At 56.5% G+C, this 15,313-nt stretch carries 16 protein-coding genes; 3 read left to right on the top strand and 13 right to left on the bottom strand.

All coding sequences use genetic code 11. The annotated features are described in order from the left end of the window. Positions 1-38: 38 nt before the first annotated feature. The 13 genes from CHU70_RS09600 to CHU70_RS09540 form a co-directional block, all read right to left on the bottom strand. Entirely contained in the window at positions 39-791 is a 753-nt protein-coding gene (locus CHU70_RS09600; RefSeq protein WP_048731316.1) for a YebC/PmpR family DNA-binding transcriptional regulator, read from the bottom strand. 79 nt (positions 792-870) lie between these two features. Beyond that, the gene (pdxT, locus tag CHU70_RS09595; protein WP_070832238.1) at positions 871-1,491 is read right to left on the bottom strand and encodes a pyridoxal 5'-phosphate synthase glutaminase subunit PdxT; all 621 of its coding nucleotides are present in this window, start codon (positions 1,489-1,491) and stop codon (positions 871-873) included. Continuing rightward, positions 1,491-2,369: an acyl-CoA thioesterase II gene (locus tag CHU70_RS09590; protein WP_016422678.1), complete on the bottom strand. Its 879-nt coding sequence runs from the start codon at positions 2,367-2,369 to the stop codon at positions 1,491-1,493. The genes pdxT and CHU70_RS09590 overlap by 1 nt, the downstream gene beginning before the upstream one ends. Before the next feature lie 2 nt (positions 2,370-2,371). Further along, positions 2,372-3,274, bottom strand: coding sequence for a pyridoxal 5'-phosphate synthase lyase subunit PdxS (pdxS, locus tag CHU70_RS09585; RefSeq protein WP_005511452.1), 903 nt, complete (start codon positions 3,272-3,274; stop codon positions 2,372-2,374). A 139-nt stretch (positions 3,275-3,413) separates the two neighbouring features. Continuing rightward, entirely contained in the window at positions 3,414-3,917 is a 504-nt protein-coding gene (locus CHU70_RS09580) for an NUDIX hydrolase (RefSeq protein ID WP_070595762.1), read from the bottom strand. A gap of 53 nt (positions 3,918-3,970) precedes the next feature. Beyond that, a complete protein-coding gene (locus CHU70_RS09575; protein ID WP_147719051.1) occupies positions 3,971-5,113 on the bottom strand; it encodes a glycosyltransferase family 4 protein in 1,143 nt (380 codons plus the stop codon). A 2-nt stretch (positions 5,114-5,115) separates the two neighbouring features. Continuing rightward, positions 5,116-6,018, bottom strand: a complete 903-nt coding sequence (locus tag CHU70_RS09570; RefSeq protein ID WP_147719052.1) for a phosphatidylinositol mannoside acyltransferase — start codon at positions 6,016-6,018, stop codon at positions 5,116-5,118. Positions 6,019-6,029: 11 nt separating this feature from the next. After that, on the bottom strand, positions 6,030-6,731 hold the full coding sequence (pgsA, locus tag CHU70_RS09565; RefSeq protein WP_048731329.1) for a phosphatidylinositol phosphate synthase: 702 nt from the start codon (positions 6,729-6,731) through the stop codon (positions 6,030-6,032). Next, complete coding sequence (locus CHU70_RS09560) at positions 6,725-7,360, bottom strand: HIT domain-containing protein (protein ID WP_042388668.1); 636 nt, start codon at positions 7,358-7,360, stop codon at positions 6,725-6,727. The genes pgsA and CHU70_RS09560 overlap by 7 nt, the downstream gene beginning before the upstream one ends. 151 nt (positions 7,361-7,511) lie before the next feature. After that, the gene (gene thrS, locus CHU70_RS09555; RefSeq protein ID WP_222865459.1) at positions 7,512-9,506 is read right to left on the bottom strand and encodes a threonine--tRNA ligase; all 1,995 of its coding nucleotides are present in this window, start codon (positions 9,504-9,506) and stop codon (positions 7,512-7,514) included. A 159-nt stretch (positions 9,507-9,665) separates the two neighbouring features. Next, positions 9,666-10,892, bottom strand: coding sequence for a Dyp-type peroxidase (locus CHU70_RS09550; protein WP_147719053.1), 1,227 nt, complete (start codon positions 10,890-10,892; stop codon positions 9,666-9,668). Positions 10,893-11,178: 286 nt separating this feature from the next. Continuing rightward, positions 11,179-11,787 (bottom strand): copper chaperone PCu(A)C, encoded by a 609-nt coding sequence (locus CHU70_RS09545; RefSeq protein ID WP_147719054.1) that lies wholly within the window; start codon positions 11,785-11,787, stop codon positions 11,179-11,181. A gap of 4 nt (positions 11,788-11,791) precedes the next feature. Next, entirely contained in the window at positions 11,792-12,361 is a 570-nt protein-coding gene (locus tag CHU70_RS09540) for a copper resistance protein CopC (RefSeq protein WP_049173016.1), read from the bottom strand. A gap of 354 nt (positions 12,362-12,715) precedes the next feature. Between CHU70_RS09540 and CHU70_RS09535 the strand changes: the two genes are divergently transcribed. The 3 genes from CHU70_RS09535 (at position 12,716) to CHU70_RS09525 (ending at position 15,291) form a co-directional block, all read left to right on the top strand. Next, positions 12,716-13,933, top strand: a complete 1,218-nt coding sequence (locus CHU70_RS09535; RefSeq protein ID WP_049173049.1) for an alkane 1-monooxygenase — start codon at positions 12,716-12,718, stop codon at positions 13,931-13,933. A gap of 93 nt (positions 13,934-14,026) precedes the next feature. Then, on the top strand, positions 14,027-14,203 hold the full coding sequence (locus CHU70_RS09530) for a rubredoxin (protein ID WP_049173018.1): 177 nt from the start codon (positions 14,027-14,029) through the stop codon (positions 14,201-14,203). Beyond that, complete coding sequence (locus CHU70_RS09525) at positions 14,200-15,291, top strand: NAD(P)/FAD-dependent oxidoreductase (protein WP_049173020.1); 1,092 nt, start codon at positions 14,200-14,202, stop codon at positions 15,289-15,291. The genes CHU70_RS09530 and CHU70_RS09525 overlap by 4 nt, the downstream gene beginning before the upstream one ends. Positions 15,292-15,313: the final 22 nt, after the last annotated feature.

Here is a 15,313-nt window from a genome sequence, read left to right as displayed (position 1 = left end):
CGGGAAGCCGGTCAGCGGAACCGTCGCCAAGCAAACGCCTAGTCTTCGAGTTCGGCGATAACCTCGTCGCTGATGTCGGCGTTCGAGTAGACGTTCTGCACGTCGTCGGACTCTTCGAGAGCGTCAATCAGACGGAAGAGCTTGCGTGCACCGTCAGCATCGAGAGCCACCGTGGTAGAAGCGCGGTAGTCCTGATCTGCGGAGTCGTACTCCATTTCGGCATCGACAAGAGCGGTGCGGACATTCATCAGATCGGTAAAGGCGGAGACAACCTCGAACTTTTCGCCCAGGTCGTTGACCTCCTCTGCACCAGCATCGAGAACCGCCATAAGCAGGTCATCCTCGGTCAGCTCGCCCTTCGGCAGCTCGACGACACCCTTCTTTTCGAAGAGGTACGCCACGGCGCCGTTGTCTGCCATGTTGCCGTTGTTCTTGTTGAACGCCGAGCGCACATCGGAAGCAGCACGGTTACGGTTATCGGTCAGGCACTCCACAATCAAAGCGACACCGCCAGGTGCGTAACCTTCGTAGACAATGGTCTCCCAGTCAGCACCGCCGGACTCCTCGCCGGAACCACGCTTGCGGGCACGCTCAATGTTGTCGTTGGGAACCGAGGCCTTCTTGGCCTTCTTAATCATGTCATCGAGGGTGGGGTTACCAGCAGGATCACCGCCGCCGGTACGAGCCGCGACCTCGATGTTCTTGATCATCTTTGCCCACTCTTTGGCGCGCTTGGCGTCATTAGCAGCCTTCTTGTGCTTTGTGGTTGCCCATTTTGAATGACCCGCCATGTGCTAGTTCCTACCATTCCTCTCGTCAATACCCATGTAGATGGGAATTCGTCAGGTGTTCATTATACAAACCGGGGATTTAAATGCCGACAAGCTCTCGCAAAAAGAACTCGTGGAGCCGCGTCTCCCCCGTCGACTCCGGGTGAAAGCTGGTGGCCATCGCAGCCCCCTGCCGTACTCCGACCACTGTACCTGCGGTCTCTCCAGCCGATTCTGGCACCCGCGCTAGCACCTCAACATCATCACCGACACGCTCGACCCACGGTGCGCGAATAAAGGCGGCGTGTACAGGCGGCTGGTCACCACTAATCGCCAGCTGCGGAATATCCAAGTCAGTTTCGAAGGAATCCACTTGCCGGCCAAATGCGTTACGACGGACCGTGATGTCAATCGCTCCCAGGCTAACGGCATCCGGACGGGTATCGAGCACTTCGTCGGCAAGCAAAATCATGCCGGCGCAGGTGCCATATGCCGGAAGGCCATCGCGGAGGGCTTCCCGCAGCGGGTCTTCAAGCTCATTGAAGACCATCAGCTTGCTCATGGTTGTGGACTCGCCGCCGGGCAAAATTAGGCCGCTAAGCCCTTCCAGATCACGGGGCAAGCGCACCTTTCGGTGCGGGACGCCGAGCTGGTCAAGCACATATCCGTGTTCGGCAACGTTGCCCTGAAGAGCGAGGATACCGATTGTTTCCTGTGCCATTAATCTAGGTTCTCACTGCGAGCATCGAAGTTCGTCGCCACTGGCACGGGCTCGACACCCGGGGCCAGGCTTCGGGTCAGCCCTTCCTGCGTGACGACGGCCACGAGCTCGCCCTTTTGGTTAAAGATGCGACCGTGAGTCAATGCGCGACCCGCGTGCGCCGATGGCGAAATCTGGTCGTAGAGCAGCCATTCATCCGCACGGAACGGACGCATAAACCACATCGCGTGGTCGAGGCTGGCTTCCTGGACCTCAACGCCTGGATGCGGAACGAGTGCCGATGACAGCAAAGTCATATCCGACATGTACGCCAGCGTGCAGACGTGGAAGGTCTCGTTATCCGGCAGGCGATCCTTGCACCGGAACCATACCAGCTGCTGGGACGGGGTGTACTTGTTGTGTTCGAACTGATCATCCGGCACTACCCGGATATCCCAGTCCGCCCACTCGCGCATTAGTAGACGACGTGTGTTCGTCATCTCAGAGGTGTCGGTGACCACATCTTCAGGATCTGGCACCTTGCGCATCACGTCAGAGTGCTCGAGTCCCTCATCCCCCTTACGGTGGAAGCTGACCTGCATTACGAAAATCGTACGGCCATCTTGCACAGCTTCGACGGAGCGGTGGCAGAAAGACCGTCCATCGCGAATACGCTTGACCATGTACACCGTCGGGATATGGGGGCGGCCCGGGCCTACAAAGTAGGCGTGGAGGGAGTTCACCGCGAAGGTATTACCCACCGTGCGCGTCGCCGCGACGAGGGACTGGCCGGCAACTTGGCCACCGAAAGTGCGCTGCAGGATTGACTTAATGACTGGGCCACGGAAAATGTCCCGGTCAATCTGCTCCAGATCTAATACCTCGCGGATGTTAGCCATTTTTACCAGCCACGCTCAGCGAGTCGGTGCGGCTGCGGAATCTCGTCGACGTTGATGCCGACCATTGCCTCGCCGAGACCGCGGGAGACATCAGCGATGACCTTCGGATCATCGTAGTGCTGGGTTGCCTGGACGATAGCCTTGGCGCGCTTCTCCGGATCACCGGACTTGAAGATACCGGAACCAACAAAGACACCCTCAGCACCGAGCTGCATCATCATTGCAGCGTCAGCCGGAGTTGCAATGCCACCTGCGGTGAACAGCACGACTGGCAACTTACCGGTCTCAGCGACCTCGCGTACCAGCTCGTACGGTGCCTGCAGCTCCTTGGCGGCAACGTAGAGCTCGTCCGGAGCCATAGAACGCAGACGGTTAATCTCAGCGCGGATGGTGCGCATGTGAGTCACAGCGTTGGAGACATCACCGGTACCGGCCTCGCCCTTCGAGCGAATCATGGCAGCGCCCTCGTTGATGCGGCGCAGAGCTTCACCCAGGTTGGTCGCGCCACAGACGAACGGCACGGTGAAGTCAAACTTGTCGATGTGGTTCGAGTAGTCGGCCGGGGTCAGAACCTCGGACTCGTCAATGAAGTCAACACCGAGGGACTGCAGAACCTGTGCCTCAACAAAGTGGCCGATACGGGCCTTGGCCATAACCGGAATGGAGACGGCATTGATAATGCCCTCAATCATGTCCGGGTCAGACATACGTGACACGCCACCCTCTGCGCGAATATCGGCGGGGACGCGCTCCAGCGCCATCACGGCAGTTGCGCCGGCATCCTCAGCGATCTTGGCCTGCTCCGGAGTAACGACGTCCATAATGACGCCGCCCTTCATCATCTCAGCGAAACCGCGCTTGACGCGTGCGGTGCCCTGCCCGGAGTTGTTCTCAACCGTGCTCAACGAACCCTACTTCCCTAATAAAACTGGTGAATGTGACTGTTTGTAGTCGTTTAACACTATAACGCCTGAACTAGACAGTGCTGTTCATTGAGTCAGAAAACACCGCGAACTTCCAGCACAACAGCGGGTTTTCCCACAATTAAGCCGTTGTCAGTCCATCTGCAACATCGAAATATTCCGGTTCAGGTGCAGTGCCCGCCAGCCGCAGCGCGCGCACTAGCGGCCTGGCTCGCAGTGCTTTCGTATCCGTCACCGCATCATTGTAGAAACGGCGGGCGAGCTCGAGCCGCGTATGGGCGTCAGAAAGCTCAATTGCCATCGTCCGGTCCACGGGCTGTTCCTCATAGAGCGCCACAATTTTCCTAGTCAGTTCGTTTTCCACGTCTGCACGCTGCCCAGTGTTGTTGGCTCTAAGTGGTGTGGCTTCCACCTTCGCCACTACCCCGGCGAGTTCCGGGTAGGCGGCACGAGCGACTGCGGCCCTTCGCCCCAACGCCGCTTCCAGTGAAGAACGCGCCAAGTCCGTGCGAATGTGCATACGGTTCAAACGCGTCGCTGTCGATGAAGCCACCAAACCGCCAACGAGTACGACAATCAGCGCAATGACTAGGACAACGACCCAGATTGGAACGGTTACGTCCACCGAAAACCCACTTTCACTCCGCTGCGTTTAATCAGCTGCCACGACGGAAATCTCTATGGCGCAATGACGACCTTTTCGCCATCCATGCGCACCGTATCGTACACACGCAGAACGCCGTCGGCGACCTGCGACCAGTCATACTCCCAAGCCCGCTTATGCCCGAGTGCGCGAAGCTCCTCCCCCAACTTTGGCTGCGTCAAAAGGCGTACGACTGCATCCGCAAGGTCTGCGGAGTTACCGTTTTCAAAGTGAAGCCCGTAATGGCCGTCGTCAAGCACGAGTTTGAACGCATCGATGTCGCTGGAGATCACCGGCGCACCCGCCGCCATCGCCTCTACCAGCACGATGCCGAAACTCTCCCCACCACGCTGCGGGGCAATGTACGCATCCGCATCGGCGAGTATTGACGCCTTAGCATCCTCCGACAGTCTGCCGACGAAATGCAGGACATCTGCGTTTCTGCCCGCTTTACGACGAGCTGCCGCGATATCACCATCACCAACGACACAGACCTCAAGCTGTGGAATCTCCGCACGTATTGTTGGCAACGCGTCGAGCAAGACGTCAAAGCCCTTACGAGATTCGTCGAAGCGTCCGAGGAAGACAAGCCGATAGACCCCTTCACGCCGTGGCGGAATCTCAGGCAACGATGAGGCGGCCGGGCAGGACTCGAAATCTCCAACACGGACACCATTGGGAATGAGAACCGGGTCGCCGCCGAGTTGCTCAACCTGCCAGCGACGAGCCACTTCCGAGACAGCGATGCCTCCCCGAATGCGTTCAAGGTACTTCCGCAAAAATGGCGTGGCCAACTTCAATGCTAGGGAGTCCGTCGCCGCAGAGTGATAGGTCGCGACAATCGGCCCGACCGAGTTTACTAACGACAGCATTGAAAAACTGGGCGAATTCGGCTCATGGATATGAAGGATGTCAAAGCTACCCTCCTCAATCCACGTGCGGACTCGACGGCTGGTGCGGGGACCAAAAGACAGCCGAGCGACCGAGCCGTTGTATGGAATCGGGATGGCGGCACCACCTCGAACAACGAAATCCGGCACGTCCGCCTGCGCGCTAGCTGGGCCGATAAGACTGACCTCGTGGCCGCGACGGATGAACTCCTCAGACAAGTCAATCGCGTGAGCTTGAACACCGCCTGGGACATCGAACGAGTAAGGGCACACCATTCCGATTCGCACAGCTACTTTGACCTCTTCTTATCCGCTGGCCACAGTGGCTGCATCATGTGCCAATCCGCTGGATGCTGGGCAATATCAGATTCAAAAACAGTAGCGATGTCCTGGACAATATCAGCTAGATTGCGCCCCTCAGTCGGCACGAATGGATGCGCTACAAAACGCCAGCCATCGCGCGTGTAGGACAGGCCCGCGGGCATAAGCCGAGCGCCAGTGTCCAGTGCCAGCTTTGCTGCACCGACCGGCATGGTAGTCTGCTCGCCGAAAAAAGTGACCGGGACCCCGTGGCCGCCGAAGTCACGATCAGACAGCAGGCACACAACGCCACCGTCTTCCAATCGCTTCTGCAGTTCCGGCATCGCGGGTTTGCCACCGGTAAGCGGGAGAATGCGGAATCCGAGGGATTCGCGGTACTCCACGAAAGCGTCGTAAAGTACCTCTGGCTTCAGCCGTTCCGCCACGGTACTGAACCGACCATGGCGGGAAACGAGCCACATACCTGCCATATCCCAGTTACCAGAATGCGGCAGTGGGATGACGATGGAATCTCCGGCCTCGAGGGCCTCAGCAACTCGTTCGAGCCCATCGCTGGTGGACTCGACCGTGTCTGCCAACTCTGGCGACGCGATGGAGGGCAACCGGAATGCCTCCACCCAATAACGTAGATAGGAACGCATGGAAGCCCGAATAAGACCTTGCGGCACTTCCTCAGGCGGACAGCCCATAACGCGAGCCAAGTTCTTGCGAAGCTGGCGGGTAGTCGCTGGATTTGCTGCTACACGATCGGCGGCTATGTTGCCGATACGGTAGGCCACGCGTTCCGGCAGCAGACCAAAAATCTTCCACCCGGCCATATAGCCGAGCGCAACGAAATCATCTTTCGAGCGAGGCAGGAAGAAACTAGTCATCGTATCCTCCTTTAGTTGTTGGAATCAGCCGAACCCGTGGACTTCGTAGCAGAGTCAGGGTTGATAGATGAACTATCAGCTGCACCTTCTGGCGGGGCGATGGGATCCAACGCTCCTGGCTGCTTAGCCACCATGTACAAGCGCTGAACGACGGTGAAGACCGACCCAATCGCCAGGAGCCACATCGCGACGTAGAGGGCATAGTCCACGCCAAGCCCCTGGAGCCCGACGCCAATTAGACCGATAATCAGGCGCTCCGCACGTTCGACGAGACCACCGTTGACCTTGAGGCCGCTAGCCTCTGCTCGAGCCTTAACGTAGGAAATGACCTGGGACGATCCCATGGTAATCAGTGTCAGAATAAGCAGCACTGAATCCGCGCCATGGTGATACACCACCCAATACGCTATCGCCCCGAACAGTGCAGCATCCGTAATACGGTCACAGGAAGCATCCAGCGTCGCTCCGTATTTCGTTCCCCGCCCTCGCAGTCTGGCCATCGTGCCATCGAGCAGGTCAAAAGCAGTGAAAATAGCGATTGACACCGCAGCTGCGAAAAGATGGTTGGTAGGAATCAGGATTACCGCAAGCAGAACGGAAACTACCGTTCCCACCAGGGTGACCGTGTTCGGGCTAATGCCGACCCGCAAAAGTGCAGCGGCAATCGGTTCAACTACTGGGCGGATTGGAGCCCTGCCACGGACACTCAGCATGCTGCCCCATCCTCTTGATTAAGGGCACGCCAGCCGTCGGCAAGCAACTCGCGAGTCTGACGAAGAGCCTGCGGTAACACCTTGGTGCCATCGATCACGGTCATAAAATTGCTGTCACCCGACCAGCGCGGTACGACGTGCATATGCAGGTGATCGGCGACCGAACCGCCGGAGGCTTTGCCCAAGTTGAAACCTACATTGACGGCGTGCGGACGCGAAACCGATTTGAGGGTACGAACCGCATGCTTGGCAAACCGCATCATCTCGGCCGTTTCTTCGTCGGTCAAGTCCTCAAGGTTGGCAACTTCGCGATATGGAACCACCATGAGGTGCCCTGGGTTGTACGGGAACAGATTCAAAACGGCGTACACCCACTCGCCGCGAGCGATAATGAGTGCTTCCTCATCGCTTTGCTTCGGCAAATCAACGAAGGGGTTACGGGATGGCTTGGAGTTATGCACACCACGCTTGACGATGTAATCCAGCCGGTACGGTGCCCATAAGCGCGTGAGCCGATCCGGTTCGCCGTAACCGCTGTCGACGTATACGCCATCAGACGATTCCTGCTGGCCGGCATTGCCCTGCTGCTGCGGAGGCAACTCTTCACTTCCCGACTGATTCACTGCCATCCCCTTCGTTGCGTGGCCGGGTCCCCATTCGAGCCCCGACCACATATATTTCTCTGCTGTAGTTTACGACCTCGCGGTCAACTTCTTTGGATTACCACGCGTGGTTCACCAGTTAAAACAACGCGGTCGAATTAGAGAGCGTTAACGACCTCTAGAGAGCAGAGACATTCTCCTTGTTCGGCTGTTCGTTATTCCGCGAAGCAACCCAATCACAGATGATGTCCACAGCCTTCTCAACTGCCACCCCGTTAATCTGGGTGCCATCGAGGAACCGGAAGCTGACGGCACCTGCCTCAATGTCACGGGCACCAGCCAGAATCATGAACGGAACCTTGGCCTGGGTGTGGTTGCGAATCTTCTTCTGCATGCGGTCATCGGACGTATCCACGTGGACACGGATGCCACGAGACTTCAGCTGTGCAGCAAAGTCCTCCAGGTGTGGGATACAGTCATCCGCAACCGGAATACCAACAACCTGTTCCGGAGCCAGCCAAGCCGGGAAAGCACCTGCGTAGTGCTCCAATAGGACGCCAAAGAAACGTTCGATGGAGCCGAAAAGCGCACGGTGAATCATAATCGGGCGCTTCTTGGTTCCGTCAGGTGCGGTGTACTCGAGCTCGAAGCGCTCCGGCAGGTTGAAGTCGAGCTGTACCGTCGACATCTGCCAAGTACGGCCGATGGCATCGCGGGCTTGGACGGAAATCTTCGGACCATAGAAAGCGGCTCCGCCCGGATCAGGAACGAGCTCGAGGCCAGAAGCATCGGCAACGCGCTGGAGAATAGCTGTGGACTTCTCCCAAATTTCATCCGAGCCGACGAACTTCTTTTCGTCCTTCGTAGACAGCTCCAGGTAGAAGTCATCCAGGCCGTAGTCACGCAGAAGCGAAATGATGAAGTCGAGGACATTAGTGAGCTCTTCTTCCAGCTGATCCTCGGTGCAGTAGATGTGGGCATCGTCCTGCGTAAAGCCACGGGCTCGGGTAAGACCGTGGATAACGCCTGATTTCTCGTAGCGGTAGACGGTGCCGAACTCGAACATACGAATCGGAAGTTCACGGTAGCTGCGACCACGCGATGCGAAAATGAGGTTGTGCATCGGGCAGTTCATCGGCTTGACGTAGTAGTCCTGCGGAGCCTTGGTGCAGTTGCCGTGTTCGTCATATTCGCCGTCGAGCTGCATTGGCGGGAACATGCCATCCGCGTAGAAGTCCAGGTGACCGGACTTCTTGAACAAGTCGCCCTTGGTTACGTGCGGGGTGTTCACAAAGTCATAGCCCGCTTCGATATGACGGCGACGGGAATGCTGCTCCATCTCGTTGCGGATGATGCCGCCCTTGACATGGAATACCGGGAAACCAGAACCAATCTCATCTGGGAAGCTGAACAGATCCAGCTCGGAGCCCAAGCGGCGGTGATCGCGCTTCTCAGCCTCGAGCATGCGGTCAAGATACTCGTCCAGCGCTTCCTTGGACTCCCACGCAGTGCCGTAAACACGCTGCAAGTTATCGCGAGACTGGTCACCCCGCCAGTACGCAGCGGAAGAACGCGTGATCTTAAAAGCAGGGATGTAGCGGGTGGTCGGCACGTGCGGGCCGCGGCAAAGATCAAACCACTCGGTCTCACCGGTACGCGGATTGACGTTGCGGTAGCCGGTCAAGGTCGTGCCTGCACCACCGACGTCGACATTGGCCTCATCATCTTCGGACACCTTGCCGGCCGACTTTTCAACAATCAGCTCGAGCTTATACGGCTCGTCGGCAAGCGCTTCCTGCGCCTCATCAGCAGACTCGAACGCAAAGCGTTCGAATCGCTGACCAGACTTGATGATCTTCTTCATACGCTTTTCGATGCGCTTGAGATCCTCCGGAGAGAAAGGCTCATCGACACGGAAGTCGTAGTAGAAACCATTGTCGATGGCAGGGCCAATGCCCAGCTTCGTCCCAGGGAACTCCAACTGCACGGCCTGAGCCATCACGTGAGTCGCAGAGTGGCGAATGACATCACGACCGTCCGGAGTATTCGCCGGAACGGGCTCGAAGACGGTTTCCACTTCTGGCTTAAAGGACAAATCCTTCAAATTGCCTTCAGGATCGCGGACACAAACGATGGCGTCAACGCCCTTGTTCGGGAAACCCAAGTCTCTCATCGCCTCGCCCGCAGAAACTCCTGCGGGCACGGAAAACGGTGCTGGGGTTGCAAATTCTTCTGACACGGCGTGCGTGTACTCCTTTTCAAAATGTCTTCGAAAATCACATACCTGGTGACCTTCGTCAGTCGTTCACACACTTTACCGCACGGTCAAAACTCAGGCCTCGAAAAGGTCCTGCGCCCAGTACTCCTCCTCAGAAGTTCCTCGCGGCATAACAAACACGGCGGATCCAATGTGGAAAATCCACTGATTGAGACGGTCGTTCTTAGACAGCCGCTCCTGAATCGGATTGAACTGCTCCAACGGGTCCTTCTGGAAACAAATGAATACCAGGCCAGTGTTGGTCTCGAATCGACCATTCGGTTCCGGTGGCAGGTCATAGTTGTAGACCCGTCGCAGAATCCGCTGATTAGGTTTCTCCTTCGGAGGCATGGACAGTGCAACATGGCTGTTCGGATCCGTCAGAGGCAGACCATATTCATCAGTCTTCGCCAGGTCGACGGTCTCAAACTCGTCCTTACCTCCAATTGGCGCACCGGTGCCGATATCTCGGCCGGTAATAACAGTGCGGCTTTCGCGGTCCAAGACATCCCAGCCTGGAATATCCATTTCGATACGGCGGACAACCATCGCTGTACCGCCCCGCAACCAATCCGGGCCACTGTCAATCCAGACCTGCTTGTCGAATTCTTCACGAGTGCGCGGGTTGACCGTACCGTCCTTCTGGCCGAAGAGATTGCGCGGGGTCTCGCCTTCCTGCCTAGAACCATTGGCGTGCTGGAAGCCAGCCTGCACCCAATGGACGTCCAAATAAGAGCCCGCATTTCGGATCATCATTCGGGCCGCATGGGAGACCATTACCGGGTCATCCGCACAAATCTGCAGGCACAGGTCTCCACCGTTCCACTCCGGGCGGAGCTCATCGTTAACGTACTTTGGCAGATCCCCCAGCCACTCGGGCTTCTGGTCTTCCCTATCGATGATTGTGAAGAAGTTTTCCCCATATCCAACTGTGATAGTCAGATTGGCCGGACTCCCCATGAGCTCAGGCTCCAAGTCCGTTCGAGTAGCCTTGCCGGCTGTCATTCGGCGAGCGTCATCGGTCCAGGCACGCATGAGGTTTTGGAGACGATTGCGATTAACCCCCTTCTTTACGTTGAAGGCTATTAGCCATAGATTCGCCTGTGCGGGCGTCGCAATCCCCGCCTGGTGGGCGCCATCAAAAGGTACGGTTGCTGTCTGCAAAGGCGGTTTCGGCGGCGCTTCCTGTGGACGTTCTAACCCAATCGCCTGGGCTTCCGGCGCCCCCAGGGCGAGCGCTGAGGCTCCTGCGGCGGTGCCAAGCCCGCCAAGAAAACGCCTTCTGGAAAAGCCTTCGGACATGTTGTGCACTCTTACCTTCCTGATTACTTCAAACTGGAGCCCATGAGGTGGCTGGGAATCCACCAATTTTTCAATGGCTTCAACGCAACCACTGGCCTATCCAATTCGACCGTATCGAAAACCTTTTTCGGAAAAAGAAAAGCGCCGGAGTTCGTTGCATATGCCGCAATAACCTGCCAACCCCAGCGCTTCTGCCACCATTAGATCCAGTTAGTCAATTCCTCGACGTACCTGAGCTCACGCCCGCTTTACGACGAGCGATTACTTGACCAACTCGTCACAAGAATTAGTGGTGTGAGTGATCCATCTCACCGTCGCCCATATGCTCTGGGTTGTTCAGGTCACCGTCATTACCGTAGTCCTCTTCGCCCGCCGGCTGGACACGAACCTCAACATCCTGGGTGATGCTAGAGCCGTCGGAAAGCTCAATGACGAGCTTGTATTCAGCTCCCACATCCATAGCTTCATCATTGTCCATGATCATGAAGTGAGTGCTACCCGGTTCGAGAACGAGTTCGCCATTAGCCGGAATCGTCAGACCTTCCGGCACCTCGAACATCTTGCCGTCCTTGGTGTCGTGCTGCTCGAACTTCGTGCCTTCCTTCAGCCCCTCAAGCTTGAAGGAGGAAACCTTGATGTCCCTATCGGTGTTGTTGGTCAGCGTACCGAAGATGGCGGTCATGCCCTTGTCAGCCGGCTTTTCCTTGATGTAGGCATCGGCCAGCTGCACAGCAGCATCGCTCTTCTCCATCTCAGAAGTAGCCGCGGTCGCAGCGGAGGTTGCGGACTCAGTCACCTCAGCAGCAGTGTTATCGTCGGACGAGCAACCTGCCAGAGCAAGGGTCAGAGCTGCGGAACCAGCGATCAGTGCAGTTGCAGTGCGATTGAGCTTCATGTGTCTATTTTGCCTTTCGATTAATAACGGTGACGACAGCGGCGATGATGACGATGAGTCCACCACCGAGGCCATAAGCCCATAGTGGTATTGACTTCGTTTCCTCGGCGTGCGCACCGGTCTGACGAGATTCTGCACCAACTTCAGTTGCGTCTACCGCATCCGGATCAGCCACTGAGAAAGTGGTCTTACCCCGAGTGGAGTGGCCATCCGAGGACGTGATCTGGAAACCAATGATGTAGTTACCAGGGCCTGGATTAATATCCTCAGGGATATCCAAAGAGACCTCGTTACCCACTACTTCTGGCTCATGGGAGTACAGGACTTTCTTGGCATCCGCATCACTAATTGCAACGGTGTTGAAATTGTTCTTGGGGTTACCAGAGAACTTGAGAGAAACGTGGTGCGGAAATTCATCGAGAACCTGCTTGTCGCCTGGCGTTGATGACATCACCGCGTCGTGAGCTACCGCAGGTGAAGCGGCAAAAATCGAGATAGCTACAGATACGGCAAGCGTGGCGACACTCGATTTAACAGCGCTCGACCTTCCCCAACGACTGCGTGAAGAATTCACAGAATCTACCGCTCCCCATTTATCTCATGGTCAGAATCCAGTTCATTACAAACCACTCCTAAGCTTACGCCAATAAAACCCATAGGGAGGGATGAAGCATCGAAGTGGTTCAATTACTAGTCGTAGCATCGAGGATGAAAGTTCCCGGTGAGGCCATGATTTTCAACTTTTGTTGTCAAAACCTATTGACAATTTGACCCCTGTCATAGAAAATCCCCTTATGAGACATTGCGTCTCATAGCCCTCTATCGCCGTGGTTGGCTCACTTTGCCTGCGCGGTGTCTCCACATAGACAGGAGCAGAACATTGACTTCACACATCGATGCGTCCCGCCGACGGTCGCGAACTGAGGCCATGGGGTTGCGCCGAGTGGCAGCCGACCCCCAGCTCAATTCCCAGGTAAGTCCATACTCATGGAAAGACCCGAAACGCTATCTTTGGTTTCTGGGGTTGATTCCTGCTGCAGCGGTACTTATTGCATGGGGCATCCACTCGATTCTCAGTATCTGGTTCACCGGGCTTGGCGCTGACTGGGTTTGGTGGGGCGGCCCTATTGTGGTGTTCATCATCATTCCGCTATTTGACTACTTTGTCGGCAACGATGGCTCCAATCCACCTGACGAAATCATGGCTCGACTTGAGGCGGACAAGTACTACCAGTGGGTGCTCTACGCTTACGTCCCTCTACAATATGGCTCTCTCATTGCGGCAGCGTATCTATGGGGCCGCGGAGACCTTTCCGTGTGGGACTGCATAGGATTGGCACTCACCGCCGGAGTCGCTTCGGGCATTGGCATCAATACAGCCCATGAGCTTGGACACAAGAAAGACAAGCTCGAGCGCTGGTTGTCGAAAATTACCCTGGCACCCGCGGCTTACGGTCACTTCTATGTAGAGCACAACCGTGGGCACCACGTTCGCGTCGCGACCCCAGAAGATCCCGCGTCAGCACGTTGGGGCGAAACCGTTTACACCTTCGTGCTCCGAAGTGGCTGGGGCAGCCTTCTTCACTCCATCGCACTTGAGAAAAAGCGCGCTGAAAGGCAAAAGCGCAGCTTCTGGAACCCAGATAATGACGTTCTCAATGCCTGGGCCATCACAATCGTTTTGTTCGGAACACTTATCGCAGTATTCGGAGTGCAAATTACCCCGTACCTGATTATGCAGGCGCTCATTGGCATTCTTTACCTGGAGACGGTCAATTACATCGAGCATTACGGCCTACGCCGAAAGAAGCTACCGAATGGTCGCTACGAACGGTGCCAACCTCGCCATTCATGGAACGCTGATCACATCGTGACAAATGTTTTCTTGTACCATCTGCAGCGCCATTCGGACCACCATGCTAATCCGACTCGTAGGTACCAGATCCTTCGCTCATTCGACGAGGCGGGCAATCTTCCCTCGGGTTATGCCGCCATGATCGCGGTCGCAATGCTTCCACCGCTGTGGCGAGCGATCATGGACAACCGTGTAATTGACCTTTCGGAAGGAGATGTCGAACGAATCAACGTCATGCCGTCCAAACTACCAAAGTTAGAGAAGGCTATTGCCGCACGACACCAGGCATAACAGGGAGGTTCAGCGGCCACACTAAGCGTTTGTACCGCGCGAATTTGCCCGCTATCTCTCCCCCAGTCCACTTCGCTATCCGAAAGGTTCACAATGCCATACAAAACCTACGAATGTCTCCAGTGCGGCTTCATCTACAACGAAGCTGAAGGCTGGCCAGAGGAAGGAATTGCTCCTGGCACTCGCTGGGAGGATATTCCTGACGACTGGTCCTGTCCCGACTGTGGGGCTTCGAAGTCTGACTTCGAAATGGTTGAGGTTTCCCCTTGAATCACGCAAACGTAATTGGGGCGGGCCCTGCTGGTTGGGCAGCAGCTCGCCAACTCGGACGAGCTGGGTGGTCAGTTGACCTCTATGGCCAAGAGCCACAGACCCCTTACAACCGAGTACAGGTTTCTAAGGCGTTTCTGACCAGTGAGGCCACACCTGTTGATTTTGCGCTAGGCGCACTACCTGAGTCAGTTACCTTACACCAAGGTGAGACGATCAAAGTCAAGGACGGCAGGCTCATTCGTTTCAATGATGGCCAGCACATAGAAGGACCTACAGTCCTCGCAACCGGCGGCACGCCTAAGTCACTCCCAGCGTTCGAGAATGGATTCGTGCTTCGCACATATAGAGATTCGCAACGTCTACGAGAGCATCTTTCCGGTGGCGCGCGCACAGTCCACGTCCTCGGCGCAGGGGTACTCGGCATGGAGACGGCTAGCGCATTGACGACCCTCGGCCACGAGGTAGTAGTCCACGATATAGCACCAGAGGTAATGCAACGATTCTTACCCGGTCAAGCCGCAAAGTGGCTCCGCCACATCCACGAAAGCCGTGGCACTCACTTTGCTTTGGGAACCTCCGCCGCATTGGCTAGCACCGATACCGTCGTAGTATCCATCGGCATTACTCCTAATACCGAATTGGCGAACAGCCTCGGTATCGAAGTAATGGATGGAATCGTCGTCGATGCTCTCGGCCGTACATCCAGACCTGGGATATATGCGGCAGGCGACTGCACTACTTTACGTATCGGCAATGACCATCGTCGGGACGAGGATCTAGCATCTGCCCGCGCGTCGGGCATACGTAGTGCTACGGGCATCCTCGTGGATGCTGGAGAAATGAAGAATTCCCCCTCCTTCGAGCTCCCTGTTTCCCGCCGCTGGAGCATGCAAGCAGGTCTCCGCGTCACCACCGTCGGAGACGTATCCTCCGGCGTAGAACACGTGGCCACCTCACCACTATCCGGGACATTCGAATCAGCGGTGGTTCGGGATGGCATTGTCATCGGCGCTGTCTCTATTGGAGAAAAGCCAAATCCTCGAGGCACTCTAGCTACCGTTGGCAAGCATTGGAACGACAAGTAGCGGGAATTACGGACCATTTCTC

Origin of the sequence: Corynebacterium sp. LK10 (assembly GCF_008042455.1) — a bacterium.
In the GTDB taxonomy this organism is placed as follows: Bacteria; Actinomycetota; Actinomycetes; order Mycobacteriales; family Mycobacteriaceae; genus Corynebacterium; species Corynebacterium jeikeium_D.
This window is presented reverse-complemented; position numbering and strand designations above follow the sequence as displayed.